Annotated in this window: 1 protein-coding gene and 3 pseudogenes; all 4 read left to right on the top strand. The window is 77.4% G+C overall.

Features of this window, described 5'->3' with window-relative positions:
• The first annotated feature begins 7 nt into the window (after positions 1–7).
• Entirely contained in the window at positions 8–4,294 is a 4,287-nt protein-coding gene (locus tag ACFVXK_RS32315; protein ID WP_389618782.1) for an SDR family NAD(P)-dependent oxidoreductase, read from the top strand.
• A 135-nt stretch (positions 4,295–4,429) separates the two neighbouring features.
• Positions 4,430–11,701, top strand: a pseudogene (locus ACFVXK_RS32310) (SDR family NAD(P)-dependent oxidoreductase); the annotation flags it as partial.
• A gap of 84 nt (positions 11,702–11,785) precedes the next feature.
• Positions 11,786–11,893: pseudogene (locus ACFVXK_RS32305) on the top strand (hypothetical protein); the annotation flags it as partial.
• A gap of 57 nt (positions 11,894–11,950) precedes the next feature.
• Positions 11,951–12,612 (top strand): annotated as a pseudogene (locus tag ACFVXK_RS32300) (hypothetical protein); the annotation flags it as partial.

Below are 12,612 nucleotides of genomic sequence, written 5' to 3'. Positions count from 1 at the left end.
CAAGGCCCTGTCGGTCTCGCACGCGTTCCACTCGCCCCTGATGGATCCGGTGCTGGACGACTTCCGCAAGGCGGTCGAGGCGGTGTCCTTCAACGACCCGGTGCTGCCGGTGGTCTCCACGCTCACCGGTTCGGCGGTCCCGGCGGAGGAGTTCTGCTCCGTGGACTACTGGGTGCGTCACGTCCGCGAGGCGGTCCGTTTCGCTGACGCGGTCGAGGCCCTGGTGGCCGAGGGCGCCGAGACGTTCCTGGAGATCGGACCCGGCGGTGTCCTCACCGCGCTGACCGCCGGAGTCCTCGACGACGGCCGGACGGCGGTGCCGGTGCTGCGGGGAGACCGGCCGGAGGAGACGGCGGTGCTCGCCGCTCTGGCCCGGCTGCACGTCCAGGGCACCCCGGTGGACTGGACGGCCGTCCTCGCCGACCGGGGCGCCCGCCGGGTCGACCTGCCCACCTACGCCTTCCAACGCCGCCGCTACTGGCTCGAGACCCGGCCCGCCGCCGGGGACCTCGCGGGCGCGGGCCTGGCCCCCGCCGACCACCCCCTGCTGGGCGCCGCCGTCTCCCTCGCCGACGGCGACGGCCTCGTCCTCACCGGCAGGCTCTCCCTCTCGGCCCAGCCCTGGCTCTCCGAGCACCGGGTCATGGGCGCGGCCCTGCTGCCCGGCACGGCCCTGGTGGACCTCGCGATCCGCGCCGCCGACGAGACGGGTTGCGACCGGGTCGAGGAACTCACCCTCCAGACCCCGCTCGTCCTGCCCGCCCAAGGCGCCGTACAGCTCCAGGTCACGGTCGCCGGCCCCGACGACGACGGACGCCGGAGCGTCGGCATCCACTCCCGGCCGGACGCGGCGGGCCCCGACGCGCCCTGGGCGACCCACGCCGTCGGCCTCCTCGCCCCGCCCGCCGGAGCCGCGCCCGCCCAGGACCTCGCGCAGTGGCCCCCGGCCGGCGCCGAACCCGTCCCCCTGGACGGCTCCTACGAGCGCCTGACCGAACTCGGCTTCGGCTACGGCCCCCTCTTCCAAGGGCTCCGCGCCCTGTGGCGGCGCGGCACGGAGGTGTTCGCCGAGGTCTCCCTCCCGCAGGACACCCCGGCCGACGGCTTCGGCGTCCACCCGGCGCTGCTGGACTCCGCCCTGCACGCCGTCGGCCTGGGCGGGCTGCTGCCCGACACCGGCCAGGGCCGCATCCCCTTCGCGTGGAGCGGCGTACGGCTGGAGGCGACCGGCGCCACCGCCCTGCGGGTCCGGCTGACCGCGCCCGCCCCCGACACCGTCTCCCTGACCGCCGCCGACGGCAGCGGCCGTACGGTCGTCTCCGTCGACTCCCTCGTCCTGCGGACCGTGACGGCCGACCAGCTGCCCGCCGCCGGGGGAGTCGAGCACCCGGACGCGCTGTACCGGCTGGACTGGCCCGTCCTGGCGACCGCCCCGCACGACACCGCAGGCCCCCTCACCCGGGTCGAGGACCATGCGGGCCTGCGCGCCCTCCTGGACACCCGGGGCGGAGCCGGCCGGCCCGCGGACACCGTCGTGGTGCCCGCGCCGCGCGGCCCCCACGGCGCACCGGAGGCGGAGCAGGTCCACGCGGTGACCCGGGAGGGCCTCGCCCTGCTGCGGACCTGGCTCGGCGACGAGCGGACCGCCGGCTCGCGGCTGGTGCTGCTGACCCGCGGCGCCGTCGCCCCCGAACCGGGGACCACCGTCACCGACCCGGCCCACAGCGCCCTGTGGGGCCTCGTCCGCTCCGCGCAGTCGGAGCACCCCGGCCGCCTCGTGCTTGCCGACCTGGCCCCCGCCGACGGGGACGCGGACTCGGACGCGGAGGAACGGCTGCTGGCCGCCGCGCTGGCCACCGGCGAACCGCAGTTCGCGCTGCGCGGCACCACCGCCCACGTCCCCCGGCTCGCCCGCCGGACCCCGGCCGACGCGCTGACCCCCGCCCCGGACACGACCGGCTGGCGGCTGACCACCGGCGGCCCGGGCACCTCCGGCGCCGCCGGAACCCTCGACGCCCTCGCGCTCACCGAGAACCCCGCGGCCACCGCCCCCCTCGGCGAGGGCCAGGTCCGGATCGCCGTACGCGCCGCCGGCGTCAACTTCCGCGACGCCCTGATCGCCCTCGGCATGTACCCGGGCGCCGCCACCCTCGGCAGCGAAGCCGCCGGCCTCGTCGTCGAGACCGGACCGGGCACCACCGGCCTGGCGGTGGGGGACCGGGTCTTCGGCATGATCCCCGAGTCCTTCGGCCCCCTCGCCGTCGCCGACCACCGCATGGTGGCGCGGATCCCGCACGGCTGGACCTTCGCCGAGGCCGCCTCGGTGCCCGTCGTCTTCCTCACCGCCTACTACGCGCTCGTCGACCTGGCCGGCCTGCGGCCCGGACAGACCCTGCTCGTGCACTCGGCGGCGGGCGGCGTGGGCATGGCCGCCACCCAGCTCGCCCGCCACCTCGGCGCCGAGGTCTACGGCACCGCCGGGCCCGGCAAGTGGGCGGCCCTGACGGCCGGGGGCGGCCCGGACGCCGACCACCTCGCCTCCTCCCGCGACCTCCGCTTCGAGGACCGCTTCCGCGCCGCGACCGGCGGCCGCGGGGTGGACGTCGTACTGAACTCCCTCGCCGGGGAGTACGTCGACGCCTCGCTGCGCACCCTCGCCGACGGCGGCCGCTTCCTCGAGATGGGCAAGACCGACGTCCGCGACCCGCGCCGGGTGGCCGAGGAACACCGGGGTGCGGCCTACACCGCCTTCGACACCATCGAGGCGGGCCCGGACCGGATCGGCGCCATGCTCCACGAACTCGTCGCCCTGTTCGAGGCCGGGACCCTGCGTCCGCTGCCCGTCACCTGCTGGGACGTGCGCCGGGCTCCCGCCGCCCTGCGCCACCTGAGCCAGGCCCGGCACATCGGCAAGCTCGTCCTCACCGTCCCCGCCGCACCCGAGCCCGGGGGCACCGTCCTCGTCACCGGCGCGACCGGGGCGCTGGGCGGGCTCGTCGCCCGCCACCTCGTCACCGCGCACGGGGCGCGCCACCTGCTGCTCACCAGCCGGCGCGGCGCCGACGCCGACGGGGCCGCGGCGCTGCGCGAGGAACTCCTCGCCGCGGGCGCCGAAACCGTCACCCTCGCCGCCTGCGACACCTCCGACCGGGAGGCGCTCGCCGCCCTCCTGGCCGCCGTTCCGGCCGAACGGCCGCTGACCGCGGTGGTCCACGCCGCCGGAGTCCTCGACGACGGACTGGTCACCTCCCTCACCCCGGACCGGCTGGAGACCGTCCTGCGCCCCAAGGTGGACGCGGCGCTCCACCTGCACGAACTGACCCGGGACACGGACCTGTCCGCCTTCGTGCTGTTCTCCTCCGTCGCCGCGACGCTGGGCAGTGCGGGACAGGGCAACTACGCCGCCGCCAACGCCTTCCTCGACGCCCTCGCCCAGCGCCGCGCCGCCGCAGGCCTGCCCGCCACCTCCCTGGCCTGGGGGCCGTGGGCCGACGGCGGCATGGCCTCCGGCATGGACGCGGCCGGGCAGGACCGGATGGCCCGCTCCGGGCTGGTCCCCTTCCGTCCGGACGAGGGCCTCGCCCTCTTCGACGCGGCCCGGGCGGGCGAGCAGGCCGTACCCGTACCCGTACGCTTCGCCGCCCCGGCGGCCGGGGCCGCGGCGGGCCCCGACGCCGAACGGGCCGTGCCGGCGGTACTGCGCGGACTGCTGCGCCCCGCCACCCGGCGCACCGTCCGGGAGGCCGCACCCGGCGGCGGCCCGGAGGCCCTGCGGGAGCGGCTGGCCCGGCTGTCCGGGCCCGAACGGGACGGCGCGCTGCTGGACCTGGTGCGCAGCCAGGTGGCGGCCGTCCTCGGCCTCGGCGGTCCCCGCGAGGTCGACCGGGAACGGGAGTTCAAGGTGCTGGGCTTCGACTCCCTCACCTCGGTGGAGCTCCGCAACCGGCTGAACTCCGCGACCGGACTGCGGCTCCCGGCCACCCTCGTCTTCGACTGCCCCACGCCCGCGGCCCTCGCCGCCCGCATCGGCGCCGACCTCGCACCGCGGCCGGACCGGGCCCCTGCGGCCGGGGCCGTCTTCGGGGAACTCGACCGGCTGGAGCAGGTCCTCGCCACCGTCGGGGCCGACGACGCACTCGTCCGCTCCCGGATCAGGACCCGCCTGCAGGGGGTGCTCGCGGCCTTCGCCGAAGGCCCCGCCCCCGCCCCCGGCGAGACGTCCGACGAGCGGCTGGAGAGCGCCACCGTCGACGACATCTTCGCGCTCATCGACCAGGAGCTCGACGGCTCCTGAGACCCGGCCGGGCCCGGGCCGGCAGGTGCACACGACCGCGGCCGCACCACCGCACACCTTCCCGACACTTCCCGACGGGTGAAGAACATGCAGAACGAGCAGAACCAGCCGAACGTCCAGAGCGGGAACGAACAGAAGCTGCTGGACTACCTCAAGCGCGTGACGGCGGACCTCAAGCAGACCCGGCGCCGCCTGCACGAGGTGGAGGCGCAGGACCAGGAGCCCATCGCCATCGTCGCCACGAGCTGCCGCTACCCCGGCGGCGCCGACAGCCCCGAAGCCCTGTGGCGGCTGGTCGACAGCGGCTCCGACGCGGTCACCGGCTTCCCCGCCGACCGAGGCTGGGACCTGGAGGGGCTCTACGACCCCGACCCGGGCGTCCCCGGCAAGTGCTACACCCGCGAAGGCGGCTTCCTCCACGACGCCGGCCGCTTCGACCCGGCCCTCTTCGGGATGTCCCCCCGCGAGGCCCTGGCCACCGACCCCCAGCAGCGGCTCCTCCTCGAAGTCGCCTGGGAGGCCTTCGAACGGGCCGGGATCGCCCCCACCTCCGTCCGGGGCTCGCGCACCGGCGTGTTCGTCGGCCTGGCCTACCAGGGGTACGCGGGCAGCGGCGACACCCGCGAGGAGCTGGAGGGCTTCCTGCTCACCGGTACCGCCCCCAGCGTCGCCTCCGGCCGCCTCTCCTACACCTTCGGGCTGGAAGGCCCCTCGCTGACCGTCGACACGGCCTGCTCCTCCTCCCTCGTCGCCCTGCACCTGGCCGTCCAGGCCCTGCGCCGGGGCGAATGCACCATGGCCCTGGCCGGCGGGGCCGCCGTGATGGCCGCCACCGGCATGTTCACCGAGTTCAGCCGCCAGCAGGGCCTGTCCGCCGACGGCCGCTGCAAGTCCTTCGCCGCCGGAGCCGACGGCACCGGCTGGGGCGAGGGCGTCGGCATGCTGCTCGTCGAGAAGCTCTCGGACGCCCTGCGCCACGGGCACCCCGTCCTCGCCGTCGTCCGGGGCAGCGCCGTCAACCAGGACGGCGCGTCCAACGGGCTCACCGCCCCCAACGGCCCCGCCCAGCAGCGGGTCATCGAACAGGCCCTGGCCAGTGCCGGGCTCGCCGCGGCCGACGTGGACGTGGTCGAGGCGCACGGCACCGGCACCACCCTCGGCGACCCCATCGAGGCCCAGGCCCTCCTCGCCACCTACGGGCAGGGCCGCCCCGAGGACCGGCCGTTGTGGCTGGGCTCCCTCAAGTCCAACATCGGCCACACCCAGGCCGCCGCGGGTGTCGGCGGGATCATCAAGATGGTCGAGGCGATGCGCCACGGCGTCCTGCCCAAGACCCTGCACGCCGAGGAACCCTCCCCGCACGTCGACTGGGCCTCCGGCTCCGTCCGCCTCCTCACCGAACCCGTGACCTGGACGGCGGACGGCCGGCTGCGCCGGGCCGCCGTCTCCTCCTTCGGGGTGAGCGGCACCAACGCCCACACCATCATCGAACAGGCCCCGCCCCTCCCCGAGCCGGAGCCGGCCCCCGCCCCCGGCACCGCCGCCGGTCCGCTGCCGGTCGCCTGGACCCTCTCGGGCCGCGACACCACGGCCCTGCGCGAACAGGCCGAACGCCTCCTGCGGCACGTCCTCGGCCTCGGCGAGGTCAGCCCCGTGGACGTGGCGCACTCCCTGGCCACCTCCCGGGCCGCCCTGGAGCACCGCGCCGCCGTGGTCGCCGCCGACCTGCCCGGACTCGTCGCCGGAGTCACCGCCCTCGCCGCCGCCGAACCCGCCCCGCAGCTCGTCGAGGGCGTGGCCGGACGGGACGCGGCGACCGCGTTCCTGTTCTCGGGCCAGGGCAGCCAGCGCCTGGGCATGGGCCGTGAACTGTACGAGGCCCAGCCGCCGTTCGCCGCGGCCTTCGACGCGGCCTGCGCCGCCCTCGACCCGCACCTCGAACGCCCCCTGAAGGAGGTGGTGTTCGGGCAGGACCCGGACCTGCTGGAACGCACCGAATACACCCAGCCGGCCCTGTTCGCCGTCGAAGTGGCCCTGTTCCGGCTGCTGGAGGCCTGGGGGGTGCGGCCCGACTTCCTCGCCGGGCACTCCGTCGGCGAGTACGCCGTCGCCCACGCGGCGGGCGTGCTGTCGCTCCCCGACGCGGCGAAGCTGGTGGCCCTGCGCGGCCGGCTGATGCAGGCGCTCCCGGGCGGCGGGGCGATGGTCGCCGTCGAGGCCTCCGAGACGGAGGTGCGGGAACTGCTCGCGGGACTGGAGGACCGGGCCGGCGTCGCCGCCGTCAACGGGCCGCGTTCCGTGGTCGTCTCGGGCGCCGCCGACGCCGTGGCCGGGGTCGTGGACCGGCTCGCCGCCGAAGGCCGCAGGACCAAGGCCCTCGCGGTCTCCCACGCCTTCCACTCGCCCCTGATGGACCCGATGCTCGACGCCTTCCGGGCCGCCGTCGCCTCCGTCACCTTCGCGCCGCCGCGGCTGCCGGTGGTCTCCACCCTCACCGGAGGCCCGGTCACCGCCGAGGAGTTCTGCTCCCCGGACCACTGGGTCCGCCACGTCCGCGAAGCGGTCCGCTTCGCCGACGCCGTCGCCTCCCTGGCCGCCGAAGGCGTCGCAGCCTTCCTGGAGGTCGGCCCCGGCGGGGTCCTCACCGCCCAGGCCGGGCACGTGCTCGGCGACGGCCCCGTCCTCGTCCCGCTGCTGCGGACCGACCGCCCCGAGCACCTGGCCGTCACCACCGCCCTCGCCCGCCTCCACGTCCACGGCACCCCCGTCGACTGGGCCGCCGTCCACGCCGGCCGCGGCGCCCGCCGCGTGGACCTGCCCACGTACGCCTTCCAGCGCCAGGACTACTGGCTGCTGCCCGCCGCGCCCGCCGGCCGCCGGTCCCCGATCGAGGACGGGCAGTACGAGATCACCTGGAAGCGGCTGCCCGCCCCCGCCGCCGGCCCCGCCGAAGGCCACTGGCTCCTGCTGGCCCCCGCCGCCGGCGCCGGCCCCGCCGCCACGGACCTCACCGGCGCGCTCCGCGAGGCGCTCACCGCCCGCGGGGCCCGCACCACCACCCTCACCGTGGACCCCGCCGAGGACCGCGCGGCCCTCGCCGCCCGGCTGCGGGAGGCCGCCGCCGGCGCCCCGCCCCGTACCGTCGTCTCCCTGCTGGCCCTCGACGGGCGCCCCGCCGCCGGACTGGCCGCCCTCACCGGCGGCGACGCCGCCACCCTCACCGCGCTCCAGGCCCTCGGCGACGCCGCGGTCGAAGCCCCCCTGTGGTGCGCCACCCGGGGAGCCGTCACGACCGGACCGCAGGACCGGCCGACCGCCCCCGCCCAGGCCCGGATCTGGGGCCTCGGCCGGGTCGCCGCGCTGGAACACGGCGACCGCTGGGGCGGCCTCGTCGACCTGCCGGACGACTGCGACGGCCCCGCCCTGGACCTGCTGACCGGCCTCCTCACCGCGGGCGGCCCGGAGGACCAGCTGGCCGTCCGCCCGGACGGGGTGTTCGCCCGCCGCCTCACCCGCACCCCCGACGCCGAGGCCCGGCGCGCCGCCGCCTGGCGGCCCCGCGGCACGGCCCTGATCACCGGCGGGACCGGTGCCCTCGGCGGGCACGTCGCCCGGCTCCTCGCCGCCCGCGGCGCCGAACACCTCGTCCTGGCCGGCCGCCGCGGCCCCGCCGCCGAGGGCGCCGCCGAACTCACCGCCGAACTGGAGGCACTGGGCGCCCGGGTGACCGTCGCCGCCTGCGACGTCGCCGACCGGGACGCCCTCGCCCGGCTCCTCGGCGAACTCACCGCCCCGGACGCCGCACACCCCCTCACCGCCGTCGTCCACACCGCCGGGATCGACACCCCCGGACTGCTGGCCGACACCGGACCGGCCGCCTTCGACGCGGTCCTGGCCGCGAAGGCCGCGGGCGCCGTCCACCTCGACGCCCTGCTGCGGGAACTCCCGGGCGGCCACCCCCTCGACGCGTTCGTGCTGTTCTCCTCCATCGCCGGGGTCTGGGGCGCGGGCGGCCAGGCCGCCTACAGCGCCGCCAACGCCCACCTCGACGCCCTCGCCGCCGCCCGCCGCGCCGACGGCCTGCCCGCCACCGCCCTCGCCTGGGGCCCCTGGGCCGGCTCCGGCATGGCCGCCACCCCCGAGATCGCCGACGCCCTCCGCAAGCGCGGCCTGGAACCCCTGCCCGCCGAGGAGGCGCTCACCGCCCTGGAGCGGGCCGTCGGCCGCACGGCCACCGCCGTGACCGTCGCCGACGTCGACTGGGCCCGTTTCGCCCCGACCTTCACCATCGGCCGCCCCAGCCCCCTCCTCGCCGACCTGCCCGAGGTCCGCGGAGCCGCCGGCGGCCGTCCCACCGGCGCCGACGCGGCCGAGGACACCGCCCGGGCCCTGCGCCGCACCCTCGCCCAGGCCGAACCCGCCGACCGGGACCGCACCCTCGTGGAACTCGTCCGGCGCGAAGCCGCCGCCGTACTCGGCCACGGCGGCCCCGAGGCCGTCGAACCCGGACGGGCCTTCCGCGACCTGGGCTTCGACTCCCTCACCGCCGTGGAACTGCGCGGCCGGCTGGTCCGCGCCACCGGCCTGGACCTGCCCACCACCCTCGTCTTCGACCACCCCTGCGCCCTCGACCTCGCCGGCCGGCTCCTCGCCGAACTCCTCGGCTCCGACGAGCCGCAGGAGCCGTCCACGGACTCCGCCACCCGGGCCCCCGCCGACGAGGAACCCATCGCGATCGTCGCCATGAGCTGCCGCTACCCCGGCGGCGTCCGCTCGCCCGAAGAACTGTGGCGGCTCGTCGACGAGGGCACCGACGCCATGTCCGTCTTCCCCGACGACCGCGGCTGGGACCTCGACTCCCTCTACCACCCCGACCCCGACCACCCCGGCACCACCTACGCCCGGGCCGGCGGCTTCCTCTACGACCTGGCCGACTTCGACGCCGCCTTCTTCGGCATCTCGCCCCGCGAGGCCACCGCCATGGACCCGCAGCAGCGGCTCCTCCTGGAAACCTCCTGGGAGGCCTTCGAACGCGCCGGCCTGGACCCGGCCACCGTCCGCGGCAGCCGCACCGGCGTGTTCGTCGGCTCCGGCTACCAGGACTACATCCGGCGCGGCCTCGCCGTCCCCGAAGGGGTCGAGGGCTACCTCGGCACCGGCAACGCCGCCAGCGTGGCCTCCGGACGCATCGCCTACACCCTCGGCCTCGAAGGCCCGGCCGTGACCGTGGACACCGCCTGCTCCTCCTCCCTGGTCGCCCTGCACCTGGCGGCCCGCTCCCTGCGCCAGGGCGAATGCGAACTGGCCCTCGCGGGCGGCGTCACCGTGATGTCCAGCTCCGGCGCCTTCGTCGAGTTCAGCCGCCAGCGGGCGCTCTCCGCCGACGGCCGCTGCAAGGCCTACTCCGCCGACGCCGACGGCACCGGCTGGGGCGAGGGCGCCGGCATGCTCCTGGTGGAACGCCTCTCCGACGCCCGCCGCAACGGCCACCCCGTCCTCGCCGTCATCCGCGGCTCGGCCGTCAACCAGGACGGCGCCTCCAACGGGCTCACCGCCCCCAGCGGCCGGGCCCAGCAGCTCGTCATCCGCCAGGCCCTCGCCGACGCCCGCCTGACCGCCGCCGACGTCGACGCCGTCGAGGGACACGGCACCGGAACCCGCCTCGGCGACCCCATCGAAGCCTCCGCCCTGCTCGCCACCTACGGACAGGAACGCGACGCGGACCGGCCGCTGTGGCTGGGCTCCCTCAAGTCCAACATCGGCCACACCCAGGCGGCCGCCGGAGCCGGCGGCATCATCAAGATGGTGCAGGCCCTGCGGCACGGGCTGCTCCCCAGGACCCTGCACGCCGACGAGCCCACCCCGCACGTCGACTGGACCGCCGGCGCCGTCCGGCTGCTCACCGCCCCCGTCGCCTGGGAGCCCGACGCCGACGGCCGCCCCCGCCGCGCCGGGGTCTCCTCCTTCGGCATGAGCGGCACCAACGCCCACGTCATCCTCGAGGAAGCCCCCAGGCCCGAACCCGCCCCCGAACCCGCCCCCGAACCCGGCCCCGAACCCGCCCCCGACACCGATCCGGCCGAGGCCCCCGCCCCCCGGCCCCTGTCCCCGCGGGTCACCGCGCTGCCCCTCGCCGCCCGTACCGTGCCCGCCCTGGAGGAACAGGCGGCCCGGGTCGCCGCCCTCCTGCGCGGGGCCCCCGGCACCGACCTGCGGGCGACCGGCCACGCCCTCGCCACCACCCGCACCCCCTTCGCCGAACGCGCCGTCGCCGTCGGCGAGGACCACGGGGAACTGCTCGCCGCCCTCGACGCGCTCGCCGCCGGCGCCTCCCACACCGGCGCCGTCCGCGGCACCGCGGCCGCCCCCGCCCAGCCGGTGTTCGTCTTCCCCGGCCAGGGCTCCCAGTGGCCCGGCATGGCCGTCGCCCTCCTCGACACCTCCGAGGTCTTCCGCGACCGGATCGCCGCCTGCGCCCGGGCCCTGGCCCCCCACGTCACCTGGGACCTCGAGGACGTGCTCCGCGCGGCCGACGGTGCCCCGCCACTGGAAACCCCCGACGTGGTCCAGCCCGTGCTCTGGGCCGTGATGGTCTCCCTCGCCGAACTCTGGCGCTCCTGCGGGGTCCGCCCCGCCGCCGTCGTCGGCCACTCGCAGGGCGAGATCGCCGCCGCCGTCGTCGCCGGAGCCCTCACCCTGGAGGACGGCGCCCGCCTCGTCGCCCGCCGCAGCGCCCTGCTCCTGCGCCTGTCCGGCCGGGGCGGCATGGTCTCCCTCCCGCTGCCGGAGGCCGAGGCCGCCGAACGCATCGCCGCCTGGGACGGCCGCCTCGCCCTCGCCGTCGTCAACGGCCCCCGCACCGTGGTCGTCGCCGGCGACCACGAGGCCCTGGACGAGCTCCTCGCAGCCTGCGCCGCCGACGGCGTACGCGCCAAGCGGGTCCGGGTGGACATCGCCTCGCACAGCCCCCAGGTGGAAGCCGTACGCGAGGAACTCGCCGCGGAACTGGCCGCGCTGACGCCCGCCGCGCCGACGGTCCCGTTCTGCTCCACGGTCACCGGCGAACCCCTCGACGGCGCACCCGACGCCGCCTACTGGTACGCCAACCTGCGCCACACCGTCCGCTTCGAACAGGCCACCCGGCAGCTGCTCGCCGCCGGACACCGGGTGTTCATCGAGATCAGCCCGCACCCCGTCCTCGTCCACGGGCTCCAGGACACCGTCGACGACACCCCCACGGAGACCCCCGCCGCCGTCCTGACGACCCTCACCCGGGCCGAAGGGGGCGAGCGGCGCTTCCTCACCTCCCTCGCGGAGGCCCACGCCCACGGCGTCCCCGTCGACTGGACTGGCGGGGTAGGAGAACGCACCCACCGCCCCGCACCGGGCTATCACCTGACCACGTAGCGCGTCCAGCGGCGGCGCCACTGGCTCGACGCCGCCGACACCGCCCCGGCCCCCACGGGCGCGGCGGCCGCCGACGCCGGGTTCTGGGAGGCCGTCGCCCGCGAGGACCTCACCACCCTGACCCGGGAACTGGGCATCGACGAGGACGCCACCCTGCGCACCGCCCTCCCGGCCCTCGGCGCCTGGCACCGGGGCCGCCACGAGGAGGCCGCCACCGAGGCCTGGCGCTACCGCATCACCTGGAAGCCGGTGGCCGACCCGGCCCCGCCCGCCGGCCCCGCCGGGACCTGGCTCGCCGTCGTCCCCCGCGACCTGGCCGGGGACCCCGCCGTGGACCTGGCACTGGACTCCCTCGCCGCCCACGGCGCCGAGATCGTCCGCCTGGACGTGGCGGGCGACGCCGACCGGCACTCCCTCGCGGACGCGCTGCGCGCCGCCGGCCGCACGGCCACCGGCGTCCTGTCCCTGCTCGCCCTGGACGAACGGGCGCACCCGGAGCACCCCGCCGTCCCCCTCGGCCTGGCCACCACCCTGCTGCTCGTCCAGGCACTCGGCGACGCCGGACTGGACGCCCCCCTGTGGTGCCTGACCCGCGGCGCGGTCTCCACCGGCCCCGCCGACCCCGTACGCTCCGTCCGCCAGGCGTCCGTGGCCGCCCTGGGCCGGGTCGCCGCCCTCGAACACCCCGGCCGCTGGGGCGGCCACGTCGACCTGCCCGACGATGTACGGGCCACCGACGGCCGCACCGGCCGCAGGCTGGTCGCCGCCCTCACCACGACCGGCGGCGAGGACCAGCTCGCCCTGCGCGCCGACGGGTTCCTCGCCCGCCGGATGCTCCGCGCCACCGCCGCCGGGGCACCGGACGGACCCGGCTGGCGGCCCCGCGGCACCGTCCTCGTCACCGGCGGCAC

Source organism: Streptomyces sp. NPDC058157 (genome assembly GCF_042884105.1).
In the GTDB taxonomy this organism is placed as follows: domain Bacteria; phylum Actinomycetota; class Actinomycetes; order Streptomycetales; family Streptomycetaceae; genus Streptomyces.
Note: the sequence above shows the minus strand (reverse complement) of the source record. Positions and strands in the feature narration are given on the sequence as shown.